This is a genomic window from Pseudomonas brassicacearum (assembly GCF_009601685.2).
GTDB lineage: Bacteria > Pseudomonadota > Gammaproteobacteria > Pseudomonadales > Pseudomonadaceae > Aquipseudomonas > Aquipseudomonas kilonensis_B.
This window is the reverse complement of record NZ_CP045701.2, coordinates 6,233,781-6,252,954: the sequence shown is the minus strand read 5'-3', so window position 1 is coordinate 6,252,954 and position 19,174 is coordinate 6,233,781. Positions and strand designations below refer to the sequence as shown.

The following is a 19,174-nucleotide window of genomic DNA, read 5'->3' as shown; positions in this document are numbered from 1 at the left end:
CGACACCATGACTATCAAAGCCATCAACGTACGCAACCAGTTCAAAGGCACCATCAAGGAAATCGTCGAAGGCGACGTGCTGTCGGAAATCGACGTGCAGACCGCGTCGGGCATCGTCACGTCGGTCATCACCACCCGCTCGGTCAAGGAGTTGGAACTGGCGATCGGCAGCGAAGTGATCGCCTTCGTCAAATCCACCGAGGTGTCTATCGCCAAATTGTGAGCGATGCTTGACCCACAGCCCCGGAAGGTGAGAGCCCTTCGGGGCTTTCCGGTCCCTGGCGATCAACGATCAATCAGAGCGCTTGGGCAAATACGGCGGCAGATACAGCCCCAGGTATGCATCGAACACCCGCATGCCTTCTTCGGCCATGCGCGGGGTGATCTGGCCGTGTTGCTGTACCGAGCGGGCGTAGACGCGGTCGCCCAGTTCCATGGCCAGGGCGAACACGTCGACGTCGTCGGGCAGGGTCGGCAGTTCGAAATGATGGTCGAACACCTTATGCATCAGGTCGCCCAGCTCGAGGTCGTGCTGACGGTCGGCCTGGGTGACTTCGGTCAGGCCATGCTGGGTCAGGATCAATTGGCGGGCGGCGGCGTCCTGGCTGTAGATGGTGAGCATGCGCTGTTCCACCAGCCGTGACAGGTCGTGCCAATGGTTCAGCGCCGCATGATCGATCGGTGCTTGCAGGCAGGCGCGAAAGGCGGCGTGGACGTCGGCGGTCAGGGCTTCGAGCAGGGCCGGGACGCTGGCGAAGAAGTGGTACACGGAAGAGGGCGGGATCCCGGCGCGCTCGGCGACGCTGTAGATCGACAGGCTGGCCACGCCTTCGGCGGTAAGCAGCGTACGGGCGGCATCAAGAATGCTGTCGATCCGGGCCTGGCTGCGTGCGCGGGGTTTGCGGGGGGTGGCGATGCGCGTCATGGACGTCTCCTGCGGGGCTGCCGGGCATTGTACGAGTCGATTTATGTGTTGTCTGCCGGGCCGTCATCGCGGGCAAGCCTTGCTCCCACAGAGCAATATATTGTGAATCAGACCAAATGATCAGAAGAGCCCCTCTGTGGGAGCTGAGCTTGCTCGCGATCCGCCGAAGGCGGCCATCCACCCAAATATAAAAAAACGCCGCAGTCCCGAAGGCCTGCGGCGTTTTTTTACTGCAACCCGCTTACACGGTATGCAGGTACCAGTTGTATTCAAGGTCGGAGATGGAGTGTTCGAACTCCTCCAGCTCGCTCTCCTTGCAGGCCACGAAGATATCGATGTATTTCGGGTCGATGTACTTGGCCATGACTTCGCTGTCGTCCAGCTCGCGCAAGGCATCACGCAAGTTGTTCGGCAGGCTTTGCTCGTTCTGCTCGTAGCTGTTGCCTTCCACTGGCGCCCCGGGCTCGATCTTGTTGACCAGGCCATGGTGAACGCCTGCCAACACGGCGGCCATCAGCAGGTACGGGTTGGCATCGGCACCGGCGACGCGGTGTTCCAGGCGCACGGCATCGGCCGAACCGGTAGGAACGCGCAAAGCCACGGTGCGGTTGTCCAGGCCCCAGGTCGGCGAGTTCGGCACGTAGAACTGTGCGCCGAAACGACGGTAGGAGTTGACGTTCGGGCAGAGGAAAGCCATCTGCGCGGGCAGGGTCTCGAGCACACCGCCGATCGCGTGACGCAGTGCGGCGTTCTGCTCGGGATCCTCGCTGGCAAAAATATTCTTGCCATCTTTATCAAGAATCGAGATGTGGACATGCAGACCATTACCCGCCTGGCCCGGATAAGGCTTGGCCATGAAGGTGGTGTCCATTTCATGGTCGTAGGCGATGTTCTTGATCAGACGCTTGAGCAGGACCGCATAGTCGCAGGCCTTGATCGGGTCGGCCACATGGTGCAGGTTCACTTCGAACTGCGCCGGGGCACTTTCCTTGACGATGGCGTCGGCAGGAATGCCTTGCTCCTTGGCCCCTTCCAGAATGTCCTGGAGGCAATCGACGTATTCGTCGAGATCATCGATCAGGTAGACCTGTGTCGAGTGCGGGCGTTTGCCGGAGATCGGCGAGCGGGGCGGTTGTGGGCGTCCATTCACGTTCTCCTGGTCGATCAGGTAGAACTCCAGCTCGAATGCGGCGCAGATGGTCAGGCCCAGTTCATCGAACTTGGTCACGACTTGGCGCAGGACTTCACGCGGGTCGGCGAAGAAAGGCTCGCCTTCAAGTTCGTGCATGGTCATCAACAGTTGCGCAGTCGGGCGCTTCTGCCAAGGCTCGTTGCACAGGGTGTCAGGGATTGGATAACAGATCCGGTCGGCATCGCCGATGTCCAGACCCAGGCCGGTGCTTTCCACCGTGGAGCCATTGATATCCAGGGCAAATAAAGAGGCCGGCAGGTTGATGCCTTTCTCGTAAACCTTGTGGAGGCTGGTGCGTTCTATGCGCTTGCCGCGCACCACACCATTCATATCCGCAATCAGAAGGTCAACGTACAGAACCTCAGGATGTTCCTTAAGGAACGCGTTCGCTTCGTTAAGCTGAACGGCACGCGGGGGTACCGACATGATGCAACACCTTTGTTGTTAAAAATATCAATCATTGATCTCTTCCAAACCCAGTCAACCCGAACGGCATGCCGAAGTCAAGCAGGGCCTTTTTTGCCCTAAAAAAGCACCTGCAGGGCTTTTTTGAGGCAATTTGGGGCGTTTTTTCCCGTTAAGGGGGCTTGGCGCCCGCAGGCTTGAGCGGGCCGTGTTGTATTTTTTACGGGGGTGTTGTGTAAAAAAATGAACAAGGCTAAGCTCGATTCAAACCCATAACAGCAATAATACCGGGGTGCTTCATGTCTCGCCTGCCGTTAATCGGCATCACCACCTGCTCCAAGCAGATCGGTCTGCATGCTTATCACACCACCGGCGACAAATATGCCCGGGCTGTCGCGACAGCCGCCAAGGGCTTGCCAGTGCTGATCCCGTCCATGGCGGATCTGTTTTCGCCGTCCGATATTCTGGACGCTCTGGACGGTATCCTCTTTACCGGCTCTCCTTCCAATATAGAACCTTTTCATTACCAAGGCCCGGCCAGTGCGCCAGGCACTGCTCATGATCCTGCACGGGACGCCGCCACCTTGCCGCTGATCCGCGCCGCTGTCGATGCGGGCATCCCGGTGCTGGGCATTTGCCGTGGGTTCCAAGAGATGAACGTCGCCTTTGGCGGCAGCCTGCATCAGAAAGTTCATGAAGTCGGAACCTTCATCGATCATCGTGAAGACGATACTCAAGCGGTGGATGTCCAATACGGCCCTGCCCACGCCGTGCATATCCAGCCTGGCGGTGTACTGGCAGGCCTGGGGCTGCCTCAACAGATAGCGGTCAATTCGATCCACAGCCAAGGCATCGCCCGCCTGGCGCCTGGGTTGCGGGCCGAAGCGGTGGCGCCCGATGGCCTGATCGAGGCGGTTTCGGTGCCAAAAGGCAAGGCTTTTGCTTTAGGTGTGCAATGGCACCCCGAATGGGAGGTAAGCTCTAACCCGCACTACCTTGCGATTTTCCAGGCATTTGGCGATGCCTGCCGAGCAAGGGCAATCCAACGCGACGCCGATGCGTCAAACAACGCCTGACGACTAATAGCAGTCAGGAAACTCACGCCTAGAGGCATTTATGAGTAACAACCTCGACCAGCTCACCGATTGGTTGAAAGACCACAAGATCACAGAAGTCGAATGCATGATTGGCGACCTCACCGGTATCACCCGGGGCAAGATCTCGCCGACCAACAAGTTCATCGCCGAGAAAGGCATGCGCCTGCCCGAGAGCGTTCTGCTCCAGACCGTTACGGGCGACTATGTCGAAGACGACATCTATTACGAACTGCTCGACCCTGCTGACATCGACATGATCTGCCGCCCGGACGAGAACGCAGTATTCCTTGTGCCCTGGGCCATCGAGCCCACAGCCCAGGTCATCCACGACGCCTACGACAAGCAGGGCAACCCCATCGAGCTGTCGCCGCGCAACGTGCTCAAGAAAGTGCTCAAGCTCTACGCCGACAAGGGTTGGCAGCCGATCGTCGCGCCGGAAATGGAGTTCTACCTGACCAAGCGCAGCGACGACCCGGACTTTCCGCTGCAACCGCCCGTTGGCCGCTCCGGCCGTCCGGAAACCGGCCGTCAGTCTTTCTCGATCGAGGCGGCCAACGAATTCGACCCGCTGTTCGAAGACGTCTACGACTGGTGCGAACTGCAGGAGCTTGACCTCGATACCCTGATCCACGAGGACGGCACGGCGCAGATGGAAATCAATTTCCGTCATGGCGATGCCCTGTCCCTGGCCGACCAGATCCTGGTGTTCAAGCGCACCATGCGCGAGGCGGCCCTCAAGCACGACGTGGCCGCCACCTTCATGGCCAAGCCCATGACCGGCGAGCCGGGCAGTGCGATGCACCTGCACCAGAGCATCATCGACAAGGAAACCGGCAAGAACGTCTTCTCCAATGAAGACGGGACCATGAGCGATCTGTTCCTGCACCACATCGGTGGCCTGCAGAAATTCATCCCCGAGCTGTTGCCGCTGTTCGCCCCCAACGTCAACTCGTTCCGCCGCTTCCTGCCGGACACATCGGCACCGGTGAACGTGGAGTGGGGCGAAGAGAACCGCACCGTGGGCCTGCGGGTGCCGGATGCCGGGCCGCAGAACCGTCGGGTGGAAAACCGCTTGCCGGGTGCCGATGCCAACCCGTACCTGGCGATTGCCGCCAGCCTGCTGTGTGGCTTCATCGGCATGGTCGAAGGTATCAACCCGAGCGCGCCGGTGGTGGGCCGAGGCTACGAACGCCGCAACCTGCGTTTGCCGCTGACCATCGAAGATGCTTTGGAACGCATGGAAAACAGCACCACCATCGAGAAATACCTGGGCAAGAAATTCATCACAGGCTACGTCGCGGTCAAGCGGGCCGAGCATGAAAACTTCAAGCGCGTCATCAGTTCGTGGGAGCGGGAATTCCTGCTCTTCGCCGTCTGAAGCGCCGGGCGGAGCTGCTTCAGGCAGCTTCGCCCTCACCGATAAAAGGAGAATTGGCATGACCCGCAACAACCCGCAGACCCGTGAATGGCAGGCCCTGAGCAACGATCACCACCTGGCGCCGTTCAGCGACTTCAAGCAGCTCAAAGAGAAAGGCCCGCGCATCATCACTCACGCCAAGGGTGTCTACCTCTGGGACAGTGAAGGCAACAAGATCCTCGACGGCATGGCCGGCCTCTGGTGCGTGGCCGTCGGTTATGGCCGCGAGGAACTGGCCGATGCCGCCAGCCAACAGATGCGCGAGCTGCCGTACTACAACCTGTTCTTCCAGACGGCCCACCCGCCGGTGCTGGAATTGTCCAAAGCCATCGCCGACATCGCCCCTGAAGGCATGAACCACGTGTTCTTCACCGGTTCCGGCTCCGAAGGCAACGACACCATGCTGCGGATGGTCCGCCACTATTGGGCGATCAAGGGCCAGCCGAACAAGAAAGTCATCATCAGCCGCAAGAACGGTTATCACGGTTCGACCGTGGCCGGCGCGAGCCTGGGCGGCATGACCTATATGCACGAGCAGGGCGACCTGCCGATCCCGGGCATTGTCCACATCGCCCAACCTTATTGGTTCGGCGAAGGCGGCGACATGAGCCCCGAAGAGTTCGGCGTGTGGGCCGCCAACCAGCTGGAAGAGAAGATCCTGGAGCTCGGCGTGGACAACGTCGGTGCCTTCATCGCCGAGCCGATCCAGGGCGCCGGTGGCGTGATCGTGCCGCCGGACAGCTACTGGCCGCGCATGAAGGAAATCCTCGCCAAGTACGACATCCTGTTCGTGGCCGACGAAGTGATCTGCGGTTTCGGTCGTACCGGTGAGTGGTTCGGTACCGACTACTACGGGTTGAAACCCCACATGATGACCATCGCCAAGGGCCTGACCTCCGGCTACATCCCCATGGGCGGGCTGATCGTGCGTGACGACGTGGTCGCGGTGCTCAACGAAGGTGGTGACTTCAACCATGGGTTTACCTATTCCGGTCACCCGGTGGCCGCCGCGGTGGCCCTGGAAAACATCCGCATCCTGCGCGACGAAAAGATCATCGAGCGCGTCCATGCTGAAACGGCACCCTATTTGCAGAAACGTTTGCGCGAGCTGAACGATCATCCGTTGGTGGGTGAGGTGCGCGGTGTCGGTTTGCTGGGGGCTATCGAGCTGGTCCAGGACAAGGCCACGCGCAAGCGCTACGAAGGCAAGGGCGTGGGCATGATCTGCCGGCAGTTCTGTTTCGATAACGGGCTGATCATGCGCGCGGTGGGCGACACCATGATCATTGCGCCGCCGCTGGTGATCAGCAAGGCCGAGATCGATGAACTGGTGACCAAGGCGCGGCAGTGCCTGGACCTGACGCTCAGTGCGTTGCAAGGCTAAGTGCTAGGCTCTGAGCGAGGTTCCTGCAAGGGCCTCGCCCAGCGCGAACAAAAGTCTGGGCTTGTGTTGAAAGCCCGGCCTGTAACTTGCCAGACTGGTGGCCGGCTACTGAACTGTGGCTAAGAAGAATAACTGGAGCACTTTTTCATGAAGGCATTAGGCATGAAGACATTAGGTATGAAGATAGCTGGCAAGACCCTCCTCGCCATGTCCCTGATGGGCGTGATGGCGGGCGCCGTTCAGGCGGAGGACAAAGTGCTGCACGTCTATAACTGGTCCGACTACATTGCGCCGGACACGGTCGCCAAGTTCGAAAAAGAAACGGGGATCAAAGTCGTCTACGACGTGTTCGACAGCAACGAAACACTGGAAGCCAAGTTGCTGGCCGGCAAGTCCGGTTATGACATCGTGGTGCCGTCGAACAACTTCCTGGCCAAGCAGATCAAGGCCGGGGTCTACCAGGAACTGGACAAGTCCAAACTGCCGAACTGGAAGAACCTGGACACCGACCTGCTCAAGGCGGTCGGCGATGCCAGCGACCAGGGCAACAAACACGCCTTCCCTTACATGTGGGGCACTATCGGGATCGGTTATAACCCCGAGAAGGTCAAGGCCGCCTTGGGCGTCGACAAGATCGATTCCTGGGACACCCTGCTCAAGCCAGAGAACATCGCCAAGCTCAAGAGCTGCGGTGTGAGCTTCCTCGATTCGCCAACCGAAATGATTCCGGTAGCCCTGCATTACCTGGGCTACCCGACCGACAGCCAGGACAAGAAGCAACTGGCCGAGGCCGAAGCGCTGTTCCTTAAACTGCGTCCATCGATCAGTTACTTTCACTCGTCCAAATACATCTCCGACCTGGCCAACGGCAACATCTGCGTCGCCGTGGGCTACTCGGGTGATATCGAGCAATCCAAGAGCCGTGCTGCCGAGGCTGGCGGCAAAGTGAAAGTGGCCTACACCATTCCCAAGGAAGGTGCCGGTTCGTTCTATGACATGGTCGCCATCCCCAAGGATGCCGAAAACATCGAAGCCGCTTATAAGTGGATGAACTTCATCATGCAGCCGGAAATCATGGCTGAGATCACCGACAACGTGCGTTTCCCTAACGGCAACAAAGCCGCCACCCCTCTGGTGGACAAGGAAATCTCCGGTGACCCGAGCATTTATCCATCTGACGAAGTGAAGGCCAAGCTCTACGCCATCGCCGATCTGCCGTCCGCGACCCAGCGGATCATGACCCGCAGCTGGACCAAGATCAAATCCGGTAAATAAGCCGGCCTGAAGCATCCTCCTGTTGTCGCTGCCGTCGCGGCGGCGGCAACAGGAGCAATTAAATAACCAAAAAATTTTGCTGGATCGGTTTATCGAGGGTAAGTTGCGCGCCGGTTTTGTTGCAGGGCCTCTCTTGGCCAAGTAACGGGGGCAACTTGGGCCCAACTATTTAAGAGGACCTCCACATGCCAGTCTTTTCTTTGTTACGCAACGCCTTGCTGGTCGGTGCCGGCCTGACGCTCGCCGTCAGCGTCCAGGCCGCCTCCACCGTGCATATTTATAATTGGTCGGACTACATCGGCGAGACCACCCTGGCGGATTTCGAAAAAGCCACTGGCATCAAGCCGGTGTATGACGTGTTCGACTCCAACGAAACCCTGGAAGGCAAGTTGCTGGCCGGGCGTACCGGTTACGACGTGGTGGTGCCGTCCAACCACTTCCTGGGCAAACAGATCAAGGCCGGGGCGTTCCAGAAGCTCGACAAGGCGCAGTTGCCCAACTACGCCAACCTCGACCCCGTGCTCCTCAAGCGCCTGGAAAAGAACGACCCGGGTAACCAGTACGCCGTGCCTTACCTGTGGGGCACCAACGGCATCGGCTACAACGTCGAGAAGATCAAGGCGGTCCTGGGTGTCGACAAGATCGATTCGTGGGCCATGCTGTTCGAACCGGAAAACATCAAGAAACTGTCCAGCTGCGGTGTTTCGTTCCTCGACTCGGGTGACGAGATGATCCCGGCGATGCTCAACTACCTGGGCCTGGACCCCAACAGCCAAGACCCTGAAGACTACAAGAAGGCCGAGGCCCAGCTCCTCAAGATCCGGCCTTACGTGACCTACTTCAACTCCTCCAAGTACATCTCCGACCTGGCCAACGGCGAGATCTGCGTGGCCGCCGGTTTCTCCGGCGACATCTTCCAGGCCCGCGAGCGTGCCAGCGAAGCCGGCAAGGGCGTCGATATCGCCTACGTGATTCCCAAGGAAGGCGGCAATCTCTGGTTCGACATGCTGGCGATCCCGCGCGACGCCGGCAACGTCAAGCAAGCGCATGCCTTTATCAACTATCTGCTCAAGCCTGAGGTCATCGCCCAGGTCAGCGACACTGTCGGTTATGCCAACCCGAACCCCAAGGCTGGCGAGCTGATGGATCAGGAAGTACGCACCGACGAAGCGGTTTACCCACCGCAAGCAGTCGTCGACAAGCTCTACGTCAACTCCGAGTTGCCGCCCAAGATCCAACGACTCATGACCCGCAGCTGGACCAAGGTCAAGTCGGGTAAATAACGTCAACACTCTTAAGGTTCGCCCGCGTGGGGCGAACTGCAAATTCTGTGGGAGTTTCGTAAATGGCAGTTGCCTCCGGCGCCTATAAGAAAGCCCTCGAGGGCGACCAGACACCCAAGCAGGTGTTGGTCAAAATCGACCGGGTCACGAAGAAGTTCGACGAGACGATTGCGGTGGACGATGTGTCCCTGGAAATCAAGAAAGGCGAGATTTTCGCCTTGCTCGGCGGTTCGGGATCGGGCAAGTCCACCCTGCTGCGCATGCTGGCCGGTTTCGAGCGGCCCACCGAGGGGCGGATTTTCCTCGATGGCGTGGATATCACCGACATGCCGCCCTACGAGCGGCCGATCAACATGATGTTCCAGTCCTACGCCTTGTTCCCCCACATGACGGTGGCGCAGAACATCGCATTCGGCTTGCAGCAGGACAAGATCCCGAAAGCCGAGGTCGATGCCCGCGTGGCTGAAATGCTCAAGCTGGTGCAGATGAGCCAGTACGCCAAGCGCAAGCCGCACCAGCTCTCCGGTGGCCAGCGCCAGCGCGTGGCCCTGGCCCGTTCCCTGGCCAAGCGGCCGAAGCTGTTGCTGCTCGACGAACCGATGGGAGCCCTGGACAAGAAGCTGCGCTCGCAAATGCAGCTTGAGCTGGTGGAGATCATCGAGCGGGTCGGTGTGACCTGCGTCATGGTGACCCACGACCAGGAAGAGGCCATGACCATGGCCGAGCGCATCGCGATCATGCACCTGGGCTGGATCGCCCAGATCGGCAGCCCGATCGACATCTATGAAACCCCGACCAGCCGGCTGGTCTGCGAGTTCATCGGCAACGTCAACATCTTCGAGACTGAAGTGGTGGACGACGCCGAAGGCCATGCGGTGCTGACCTGCAAGGATCTGGACCGCAACATCTACGTGGGCCACGGCATCAGCACATCGGTGCAGGACAAGTCCGTGACCTACGCCATTCGCCCGGAAAAACTGCTGGTCACCGCCGAGCAACCAGACTGCGAACACAACTGGTCCAGCGGCAAGGTCCATGACATCGCCTACCTGGGCGGCCACTCGGTGTTCTACGTCGAGTTGCCAAGCGGCAAGCTGGTGCAGTCCTTCGTCGCCAACGCCGAACGCCGCGGCCAGCGTCCGACCTGGGGCGACCAGGTGTTCGTCTGGTGGGAAGACGACAGCGGCGTGGTGCTTCGCTCATGAACCTGCGCAAACTCAAACGCCGACTCGCTCGAATAACGCCCGGTGGCCGCCAGCTGGTCATCGGGGTGCCCTTCATCTGGCTGTTCCTGTTCTTCATGCTGCCGTTCTTCATCGTCCTGAAGATCAGCTTCGCCGAAGCCGCCGTGGCCATCCCGCCGTACACCGAGATCTATAGCTACATAGATCAGAAACTGCAGGTGCTGCTCAACCTCGCCAACTACGTGATGCTCAGTGAGGACGAGCTGTACATTGCCGCCTACCTCGGCTCGCTGAAGATGGCCCTGATCAGCACCGTTTTGTGCCTGTTGATCGGTTACCCGATGGCCTACGCCATCGCCAGCGCCCGCAAAGAGATGCAGACGGTGCTGGTGCTGCTGATCATGATGCCGACCTGGACCGCGATCCTGATCCGCGTCTACGCGTGGATGGGCATCCTCAGTAACAACGGCTTGCTCAACAGCTTTTTGCTGAGCATCGGTTTGATCAGTGAACCGCTGCAAATCCTCAACACCAACCTGGCGGTGTATATCGGGGTCGTCTATTCCTACCTGCCGTTCATGATCCTGCCGTTGTACGCCAACCTGGTGAAACATGACCCCAGCCTGTTGGAAGCCGCGTCGGACCTGGGTTCGAGTACTTTCAACAGTTTCTGGAAAATCACCGTGCCGCTGTCCAAGAACGGCATCATCGCAGGCTGCATGCTGGTGTTCATTCCCGTGGTGGGCGAGTTCGTGATCCCGGAACTGCTGGGCGGCCCGGAAACCCTGATGATCGGCAAAGTGCTGTGGCAGGAATTCTTCAACAACCGTGACTGGCCGGTGGCATCCGCCTTGGCGGTGGTGATGCTGGCGATCCTGATCGTGCCCATCATCCTGTTCAACCGCAGTCAGGCCAAGGAAATGGAGGGCAAGGAATGAAGCGCTTCAGTTTTTCAAGCCTGATGCTGGTGCTGGGTTTGCTGTTCATCTACGCGCCGATGCTGATCCTGGTGATCTACTCGTTCAATGCCTCGAAACTGGTGACGGTGTGGGGCGGTTGGTCGATCAAGTGGTACGTCGGCCTGCTGGACAACAGCCAGTTGATGGGTTCGGTGGTGCGCTCGCTGGAAATCGCCTGTTACACGGCGATTGCCGCGGTGGCCCTGGGTACGTTGGCGGCCTTCGTGCTGACCCGCATCACCCACTTCAAGGGCCGCACGTTGTTCGGTGGCCTGGTCACCGCGCCGCTGGTGATGCCGGAAGTCATCACTGGCCTGTCGCTGTTGCTGCTGTTCGTGGCCATGGCCCAGATGATCGGCTGGCCCCAGGAGCGTGGCATCGTCACGATCTGGATTGCCCACACCACATTCTGCGCGGCCTATGTGGCGGTGGTGGTCTCGGCGCGCTTGCGTGAGCTGGACCTGTCCATCGAAGAAGCGGCCATGGACCTCGGTGCGCGGCCGTGGAAGGTGTTCTTTCTGATCACCATCCCGATGATCGCGCCGTCACTGGCGGCGGGGGGCATGATGTCATTCGCGTTGTCCCTGGATGACCTGGTGCTGGCGAGCTTCGTCTCCGGCCCTGGTTCGACGACCTTGCCGATGGAAGTCTTCTCGGCCGTGCGCCTGGGGGTAAAACCGGAAATCAATGCCGTGGCGAGCCTGATCCTGCTGGCGGTGTCGCTGGTGACTTTCCTGGTCTGGTACTTCAGCCGTCGCGCCGAAGAAAATCGCAGGCGCGCGATCCAGCAAGCCATCGAAGAAAGCGCCGCCGACTCCTGGAAACAACCGGAAGTACGCCGGGCCGAGACCGCACCGGTCTGAATGTGGGGAGCGGGCTTGCTCGCGATAGCGGTGTGGCAGTCAGCGAAGATGTTGAATGTCAGTCCGTCATCGCGAGCAAGCTCGCTCCCACAGGTGTTTTTGGGGCACCTGCAAATCCGCAGCCGAACGCAGATGCCCTTGTGGGAGCGAGCTTGCTCGCGATAGCGGTGGGGCGTGCTGGCTACGAATGCCAAGGCGAAGTGCGGATCACCTCCACGAAGTTCATCGGTTTGAACCCGGGTTCCTGATCCACCAGCACGTCGGTCTTCACGTTGCCAAATGTGGTCTGCGGACGATGCCGCAAACCGTCGGCAAAGGCGCAGATGATGCATTCCTTGAACCCTTCCTCGCGGGGATGAGCGTGCACCACGGCGTCGCGCTGTGCTGCCGGGAACGCGGCGTAGTCCATGCCCAGCACGTCCATCTCCACACCAGCGGTCACCAGGGCGACGGTGGGGCGCAGGTGTTTGGGCACGCCTGGCGTGGTGTGCAGGGCAATCGACAGCCACACCTGCTCAATGTCGTCATCGCTCAACCCGTAGGGCTTGAGAAACGCTGCGGCCGCGTTCGCCCCGTCCACTTCGAAACGCTCATCATCGCTGCGATAACCTTCCACCAGGCCCAGGTCGTGGAACATCGCTCCGACGTACAGCAACTCCGGATCGTAGGCCAACTGCCGACGCTGGCCACTCAAGGCGCCGAACAGAAACACCCGGCGGGAGTGGTGGTACAGCAGGTCGGATTCGATATCGCGGATGTATTCGGTGGTGGCGCGGGCGAGGGGACTATCGGGGATCTTGATGCCGGCGATGCTGTTCATGCTGTTCTCCTCTTGACGATGGGCCAGTGCGGCGCCGAGGGTTTCAGTCTGTTCGCCGGGCGTTAGCCGAACAATGTTCCCATGGCTGCGATCCTTGCCAATAAGCCTGGGTTTCGTGCCAGATGGCTTCCGGGACGCGAATTGGCTAGGGTGCTGGAGTCGTTCCACTCGAAGGCAAGTGAGCACCATGCAGAAAGTCGTCGCCGTCGTGGTATTCCCAGGCGTCCAGTCGCTGGACGTTACCGGGCCCATGGACGTGTTCAGCGAAGCCAATCGGTTCCTGGCCGCCGAGGATCACTATCGGCTTGAAGTGATCGGCACCGAGCAAGGCGCGATGTCCTGTTCCAACGGCTTGTCCCTGAATGCCCATCGGCATTTCAGCGAGGCTCGACAGGCCTACGACCTGCTGTTGGTGGCGGGCGGGCCGCAGTTACCGTTCATGCACGTTGGCGCGGTATTCGATGCCTGGCTGCGGGATGCTTGCGCACGAGCGCGGCGCTTTGGCTCGATCTGCAATGGCGCTTTCATGCTGGCCCGGGCTGGATTGCTGGAGGGGCGGACCGTCACCACCCATTGGGGTGACGCCGCGGCGCTGGCGCAGCTGTGCCCCTCGACCCGGGTCGAGGCGGATCGTTTGTACGTGCAGGATCGCCAGCTCTACACCTCTGCCGGGGTCAGCGCAGGCATCGACCTGTCGTTGTTCCTGCTGGCCCAGGACCATGGGCCGGACGTTGCCCTGAGTGTCGCCAAGCGGCTGGTGGTGTTTACCCAGCGCTCGGGCGGGCAGTCGCAATTCAGCCCATTTCTTGCGCCCCACGCTGAGCCGACGTCCACCGTGGCCCAGGTCCAGGCGTATGTCCTGGCGCACCTGAACGGTGACCTGACCATCGCCGACCTGGCCAGTGCCGCGAACATGAGCCCGCGCAACTTCTCTCGGGTGTTCACCCGGGAAGCGAAGATCACGCCGGCGGAGTTCGTCGAGCAGGCCCGGGTGGACGCGGCGCGGGTGATGCTGGAAAGCACCCGCGCCCCGCTCAAGACCGTGGCCTGGCAATGTGGCTTTCGCGATGCCCAGCACATGCGCAGCGTATTCGATCGCAGGCTGGGCGTGACGCCACAGCAATTCAGGCTGAATTTCGGCGCGCTGGCGTAGGTGTCAGCCGCTCACTTCTTCAACGCGTCATGGGCCTCCAGCGCGCGCAGGGAGTAGATGTACGCCGCGCCCGCATTCAGGGACACGGCGGTGGCCAGGGTGGCGGCGATTTCTTCGCGGGTGGCGCCGGCCTTGATGGCGGCGTCAGTGTGTACGCCGATGCAGCCGTCACAGCGCGTGGTGATGGCGACGGCGATGGAGATCAGCTCACGGGTCTTGGCATCGAGCACGTTGTTTTCAGCCGCGGCTTCGTCCAGGGCCATGTAGGCCTTGACCATCTTCGGATTGCTTTTGCCCAGGGCGCCAAAGGCGCTCTTGATGGTAGGCAGCAGCTCGGACCAGTTATTGAACATTGCGTTGACTCCTAAGGACGAGACGGGATTGAGCCCCTCTAGTCTTGACCATCAATGACGATCAAGCCCAGGTGGCGATGAAAAAGCCTGCGCGCCCGATTCAGGGCGCCCGGGCCGGCAACAGTTTCAAGGTGCCATGGGTATTGGCCGTCACTTCTTCCTCGGCCAGGTGCGCCTGGTGATACAGCCCCTCTATGTATGCCTCGGCCTGGTCCTCGTAATGCTTGTCGAACGGCACGCCGCTCTGGCCGACGGGGTTGATGGTGACGCTGTGGCTCGGGTCGGCGAAGTCGATGATGCGCCGTGTCGAAGGCCCGTAGGTCACCGGCCACGGTGCCGGGCCGATTTTGGCGGAGAGGTTGTTGGGCACCTCGTGGGTGCCCGGCGCGGCGAAGGGGCCGACGTTGAAGATCCGGTCCAGCGGCTTTTGCATGCCCAGCGGGTGACCGTGGGTCAGGGTGTGGGCCTTACCCCACTGCCATTGCGAGGCATCGTCGCCGAGGGTGACCTTCAGGTGCGCCAGGCTCTTGGCCCAGGCCTTTTTCACGGTGTCGGCACGGGTCTCGGTACCGAGGGTGGTGCGGTCATCCCACCACGGTGAGTTCTCGGTAGCTGCCAGGCGTGGCAAGGCCGCGTCGATCACCCGGGTCGACAGGGCGGTTTCGAAGAACCCGTCGCCCAGCTCATCGTGCAGGGCGGCGTCGGCCAGGTTGAACAGGAACTGGTTGAACAGCGTGGCACTGGTGGAGTCCAGGGGGTAATCGCCCGGCCATTGAGCCAGTTGTTCCACCCATTTGCGTTCCTGCGGGTCGCTGACCACTTCACGCAGTACCGGCAGCAAAGGCGCGAGCAGGCGAGGGCCATAGGCGGTGGTGGTGCCCAGTTGCAGTGCCTGGGTGGTTTCGATGTCCCACTTCGCCTGCTTGTCGCTGAGCTGGTGGTTGAGTTGCTGGCCGCGGTCGGCGAGGTTGTAGTAACCCGGGATCTCGATGCCGCTGGCCGGCACCGGCTGAAAGTTGGCCGAGACGATGTAGCCCCGCGCCGGATTCTCTTCCTGCGGGTTACTGCTGAACGGATAGAAGCCTTCCTTTTCCGCCTCCGGGCTGCTGCCGTCGAGGATGAAGCCGGGCTTCACGCCGGCCGGCCGCTTGGGCAGTTGCGCGGCGGCCCACCAGCCGATGTCCCCCTTGGCATTGGCCCACACCACGTTCAGCCCCGGTGCGTGGATCTTGGCCGAAGCACCACGGGCCTTGGCCAGGGTGTCGGCGCGGTTGAGCTGGTAAAAGGCGTCGAGGATCGGGTTGCGGCTTTCCAGGAATCCCCACCACATGGCGACCGGGGTCTTGCCGGCATTCGCGCCGAGGGCATCATTGACGATCGGGCCATGGGGCGACTGGCGCAGCACCAGCGTCACCGGCGCCTGGCCCTTGACTGCGATCTGCTGCTCGCTGCGGGTCATGTCCACCCATTTGTCGCGATACCAGACCTGTTCGGGATTGTCCGGGTTGACCTTCTCGGCGATCAGGTCCAGGTCGTCGTTCTGGAACATGGTGATGCTCCAGCCGAAATCCCGGTTCATGCCCAGCGTCGCAAAGGGCATCAGCGCCTGGTACTGCCCGTAGAGTTCGAACCCCGGGGCCGACAAGTGCGCTTCGTACCACACCGAAGGCGTGGAAAAGCGGATGTGCGGGTCACCCGCCAGCAACGGCTTGCCGCTGTGGGTGCGGCTGCCGGAGACCGCCCAGGCATTGCTGCCCTCGAACTGCGGCAGGCCATTATCGGCCAGGGCCTGCTCGCTCAGGCGGGCCAGGGCATTGAGGTCTTTCCAATCGGCGGCGGCCAGCGGCAGGCTGCCCTTGCGACCTTCGGCCAGCACGCCCTGAGGCTGCCAGTCGAGGTCGAAAATGCTCAGGTAGTGGGCACCCAGCACATCGCGCACGTAGGTCAGCAGGGGTTCGGTGCGAAAGGCGGCGGCGAAGCTGTAGGCCATGTAGCCGGTAATGCTCACGGTGTCTTCGGCGGTGAAGGGGCGCTTGGGAATGCCCAGCACATCGAACTCCACGGGGCGGGTGTGGCTGTCCTGATAGGCGTTGATGCCGTCCAGGTAGGCCTGCATGGCGATCCAGGCCGGGGATTGCGGGTCCTGCTCGGTCACGTAGGCCGCGGCACGCTCGCGGATGCGCAGGCTGCGCATCAGCTTGTCGGTGTCGAGCAGTTTCGGCCCCAGCACCTCGGCCAGCTCACCACGGGCGAGGCGGCGCATGATCTCCATCTGGAACAGCCGATCCTGGGCATGGACATAACCAAGGGCGCGGTACAGGTCGGTTTCGTTTTCGGCGCGGATATGCGGCACACCGCGTTCGTCGTAGCGCACCGTCACCGAGCCCTGCAGCCCTTGCAACTGTACCGTGCCCTGGCGGGTGGGCTGCTTGCTGTAGAGGTAGCCGCCCGCAACGATGATCGCGGTGACGAGCAATGACAGAAAGGCGATGAGGGTGCGTTTCATGGTGATTCCTTATTCTGATGACAGCGGCTCCATGGTCTCGCTGTTGATTCCCTGTTTAGCATACGGCTGCTTCCCGGCCCATCGTCCGTCGGAGGGATTTTCTCCAGGTCGCCTCGCGGGCGGGAGTATAGGCGGTGGAAGGTTTCGGGTAGCGGCTGGGCTTTGGAGGCCGGTGCCGCGAATCGGAAGGCTATCGGCGATCGGCACGGCAATCACGTCGGCCGTCGTCGAAGCACAAAGGGATATGAGTCGGCGTGTGTCGCGAGGGCCGGCCACAGGAGGCTCCTGTGGCCGGCGTAGAAGGGCGTTTCAACCGGTGATCGTCGATGGCCCGGCGGTTTCATCAGCTTGGCCGGGTGGTGGGTGCTGGTTCGTTGGCCGGCCCGCCCTGGGTCCGCGCTTCGCCTCGTTCCGCCAGCTCCATATTGTCGCCAGCACCAGGGTTTTTAGATCTCGGTGCCAAGCTCTGAATCCACTCGGCACCTACGTTGAGCCCCGCGACAGTGGCTTGCGTAGCCAGCTGGTTAGCGCCGCGAGTGGTGGTATAGAGGTTCTCGATAGCGCGTCCCACACCTGGGGGTTGGGTATGGGGCAGGCTGTCCCGGTTTGGATTGGTGATGTTCTGCCACGGTACGTTTGCTTGATTCGGCAGTAGTGTCGCTAGATCAATTTGAAGTCGACCACGCACAATAACAACCCACCGCCAGGGTATGGGTCGCGTTAACTTGTCGGTTAATACTCAATGCCTCGAGAATCGGCTCGATGAAGCTGTTGCTCGAGTTGCAGGTCAGGCCTTCGCTGTAGGGGCCGAAGTACGCCAGTTTGCCGCTGCGATCCCAGATCGCCACGGCCGGGCTTGCAGGAATCTGGCTCGAGCCGGGGAGCGCCGGGAGGGTTTTCAAGTGGCTCAACGTGGCCGGCAGCTGACCTTGGCTGCCGGCTTTTTGTACTGCATAAAACTCGACGCCTTGCGGCACATATTTATCGATCAACTCGGAAAGGTGCTGCTGGTTGCCGACATTGCATGGGCACGCCGGGTCCCAGAAATGCACCAGGCGTATTGCGCCGGGGCCGGCCAGATCGGCAGGCAGGCGCAAAGGATCGCCGGAAAACACCGCTGTGTGTTGGCTGAAGGCCCGCAGGAAACGGCCTTGGAACCAGTCGTAGGCCATCCACAAGACGACGGCGCATCCGAGGGCGAGCAGGCTGGCGAGCAAGGTCGTGCGGTGGGACGGGCGCATGGAGTCGATCCTCTGAAGGCGCGTAGCTTGCCATGCCTGCCGCGACAGATGAATATCGCAGGCCTACAAAGTCTGTTTCGCGCGATGCGCCTATGCCTGGAAATCTTGATGCCTGCCACTTTCGACCCCGATCTCCTGCGTGCCAGCCTGCAACCGCTGGCCCAGTGGCAAGCCCTGTCCGAGCAAGCCCAGGCCTACCAGCGGTTCTATGGGCTGGACTTTCCCCAGCGCGTCGTGCGCAAGGGGTTGGGGCGCTTCGAAGTGGGCGGGTATGAGTTGGTCAGCCAGGTCTGGTGGCCGGAAAAAGCCGTGGCGACCTTGTTTGTGTTCCACGGTTACTACGATCACATGGGGCTGTATCGCCACTTGATCGAGTGGGCCCTGGAGCAGAAATTCGCGGTGATCGCCTGCGACCTGCCGGGACACGGCCTGTCCAGCGGCGAACGCGCCAGCATCGAGGATTTTGCCGAGTACCAGGCCACGTTGCAGGGGCTGTTGGCCGAGGCCGGGACGCTGGGCCTGCCGCAGCCCTGGCATCTATGCGGGCAAAGCACCGGCGGGGCCATTGTCGTCGATCACGTGCTCAATCAGGGCGCGCAGAGCCCGGCCCAGGGCCAGGTCATCCTGCTATCGCCCCTGGTGCGGCCGCGGGCCTGGGGGTGGTCGCGCCTGAGTTATTACCTGCTCAAGCCCTTCGTGAGCGGTATCGCCCGGCGTTTCAGCGAGAACTCCACCGACCCGCAGTTCCTGCCCTTCCTGCAAGCCGACCCATTGCAACCTCTGCGCCTGCCCACCGCCTGGGTGGGCGCGTTGGGGCAATGGATCAAACGTATCGAAGCCGCCCCGAGCAGCCCGCGCCAGCCCTTGATCGTGCAGGGGCAGGCGGACATGACGGTGGATTGGGTGCATAACCTGCAAGTGCTGCGCAGCAAGTTCGATCGGCCGCAGGTGTTGATGTTGCCCGAGGGGCGCCATCATTTGGCGAATGAGGCACTGGCGATGCGGCAGGAGATGTTTGGGTTCTTGAGCAAGCGGATGAGCCGGGTTCGGCGGTGACTGATCAATCGCCTTCGCGGGCTTGCTCGCGAAAGCGGTATGGCAGACGCGGATGATCTAT

Annotated in this window: 17 protein-coding genes; 11 read left to right on the top strand and 6 right to left on the bottom strand. The window is 61.1% G+C overall.

Annotated elements, in window-relative coordinates; translation table 11 throughout:
• Positions 1-7 precede the first annotated feature (7 nt).
• Positions 8-223, top strand: a complete 216-nt coding sequence (locus tag GFU70_RS27215; protein ID WP_003177394.1) for a TOBE domain-containing protein — start codon at positions 8-10, stop codon at positions 221-223.
• A gap of 69 nt (positions 224-292) precedes the next feature.
• Here GFU70_RS27215 and GFU70_RS27210 read toward each other — a convergent pair whose 3' ends face one another.
• Positions 293-925: a TetR/AcrR family transcriptional regulator gene (locus tag GFU70_RS27210; protein ID WP_058542264.1), complete on the bottom strand. Its 633-nt coding sequence runs from the start codon at positions 923-925 to the stop codon at positions 293-295.
• A gap of 241 nt (positions 926-1,166) precedes the next feature.
• Positions 1,167-2,543 (bottom strand): glutamine synthetase family protein, encoded by a 1,377-nt coding sequence (locus GFU70_RS27205; RefSeq protein ID WP_025216023.1) that lies wholly within the window; start codon positions 2,541-2,543, stop codon positions 1,167-1,169.
• Between the two features lie 278 nt (positions 2,544-2,821).
• Here GFU70_RS27205 and GFU70_RS27200 point away from each other — a divergent pair, with 278 nt between their 5' ends.
• The 8 genes from GFU70_RS27200 to GFU70_RS27165 all read left to right on the top strand — a co-directional run bounded on the left by GFU70_RS27200 (position 2,822) and on the right by GFU70_RS27165 (position 11,984).
• Positions 2,822-3,598, top strand: a complete 777-nt coding sequence (locus tag GFU70_RS27200) for a gamma-glutamyl-gamma-aminobutyrate hydrolase family protein (protein WP_153389054.1) — start codon at positions 2,822-2,824, stop codon at positions 3,596-3,598.
• A 40-nt stretch (positions 3,599-3,638) separates the two neighbouring features.
• On the top strand, positions 3,639-4,997 hold the full coding sequence (locus GFU70_RS27195; RefSeq protein WP_018610575.1) for a glutamine synthetase family protein: 1,359 nt from the start codon (positions 3,639-3,641) through the stop codon (positions 4,995-4,997).
• 58 nt (positions 4,998-5,055) lie between these two features.
• The gene (locus GFU70_RS27190) at positions 5,056-6,420 is read left to right on the top strand and encodes an aspartate aminotransferase family protein (protein WP_013694499.1); all 1,365 of its coding nucleotides are present in this window, start codon (positions 5,056-5,058) and stop codon (positions 6,418-6,420) included.
• Between the two features lie 177 nt (positions 6,421-6,597).
• Positions 6,598-7,695: a polyamine ABC transporter substrate-binding protein gene (locus GFU70_RS27185; RefSeq protein ID WP_058542261.1), complete on the top strand. Its 1,098-nt coding sequence runs from the start codon at positions 6,598-6,600 to the stop codon at positions 7,693-7,695.
• Positions 7,696-7,880: 185 nt separating this feature from the next.
• Positions 7,881-8,978, top strand: a complete 1,098-nt coding sequence (locus GFU70_RS27180; RefSeq protein ID WP_058542260.1) for a polyamine ABC transporter substrate-binding protein — start codon at positions 7,881-7,883, stop codon at positions 8,976-8,978.
• A 62-nt stretch (positions 8,979-9,040) separates the two neighbouring features.
• A complete protein-coding gene (locus GFU70_RS27175) occupies positions 9,041-10,183 on the top strand; it encodes an ABC transporter ATP-binding protein (protein WP_058542259.1) in 1,143 nt (380 codons plus the stop codon).
• Complete coding sequence (locus tag GFU70_RS27170) at positions 10,180-11,100, top strand: ABC transporter permease subunit (protein WP_058542258.1); 921 nt, start codon at positions 10,180-10,182, stop codon at positions 11,098-11,100. Before GFU70_RS27175 ends, GFU70_RS27170 begins: the two co-directional genes overlap by 4 nt.
• On the top strand, positions 11,097-11,984 hold the full coding sequence (locus GFU70_RS27165; RefSeq protein WP_064106890.1) for an ABC transporter permease subunit: 888 nt from the start codon (positions 11,097-11,099) through the stop codon (positions 11,982-11,984). The genes GFU70_RS27170 and GFU70_RS27165 overlap by 4 nt, the downstream gene beginning before the upstream one ends.
• 181 nt (positions 11,985-12,165) lie before the next feature.
• Here the strand turns inward: GFU70_RS27165 and GFU70_RS27160 are convergent, their stop codons facing one another.
• Positions 12,166-12,804: an HD domain-containing protein gene (locus tag GFU70_RS27160; RefSeq protein ID WP_058543263.1), complete on the bottom strand. Its 639-nt coding sequence runs from the start codon at positions 12,802-12,804 to the stop codon at positions 12,166-12,168.
• A 187-nt stretch (positions 12,805-12,991) separates the two neighbouring features.
• On the opposite strand from GFU70_RS27160, the gene GFU70_RS27155 reads away from it, so the two are divergent.
• The gene (locus GFU70_RS27155) at positions 12,992-13,957 is read left to right on the top strand and encodes a GlxA family transcriptional regulator (protein WP_058543264.1); all 966 of its coding nucleotides are present in this window, start codon (positions 12,992-12,994) and stop codon (positions 13,955-13,957) included.
• Between the two features lie 11 nt (positions 13,958-13,968).
• On the opposite strand, the gene GFU70_RS27150 is transcribed toward GFU70_RS27155, so the two are convergent.
• The 3 genes from GFU70_RS27150 to GFU70_RS27140 all read right to left on the bottom strand — a co-directional run bounded on the left by GFU70_RS27150 (position 13,969) and on the right by GFU70_RS27140 (position 18,057).
• Positions 13,969-14,310, bottom strand: a complete 342-nt coding sequence (locus GFU70_RS27150) for a carboxymuconolactone decarboxylase family protein (RefSeq protein ID WP_014340738.1) — start codon at positions 14,308-14,310, stop codon at positions 13,969-13,971.
• Between the two features lie 100 nt (positions 14,311-14,410).
• Positions 14,411-16,816: a penicillin acylase family protein gene (locus GFU70_RS27145; RefSeq protein WP_058543265.1), complete on the bottom strand. Its 2,406-nt coding sequence runs from the start codon at positions 16,814-16,816 to the stop codon at positions 14,411-14,413.
• A gap of 665 nt (positions 16,817-17,481) precedes the next feature.
• Entirely contained in the window at positions 17,482-18,057 is a 576-nt protein-coding gene (locus tag GFU70_RS27140) for a DUF6436 domain-containing protein (RefSeq protein WP_058543266.1), read from the bottom strand.
• A gap of 108 nt (positions 18,058-18,165) precedes the next feature.
• Between GFU70_RS27140 and GFU70_RS27135 the strand changes: the two genes are divergently transcribed.
• Positions 18,166-19,113 (top strand): alpha/beta hydrolase, encoded by a 948-nt coding sequence (locus GFU70_RS27135; RefSeq protein ID WP_058543300.1) that lies wholly within the window; start codon positions 18,166-18,168, stop codon positions 19,111-19,113.
• Positions 19,114-19,174 lie beyond the last annotated feature (61 nt).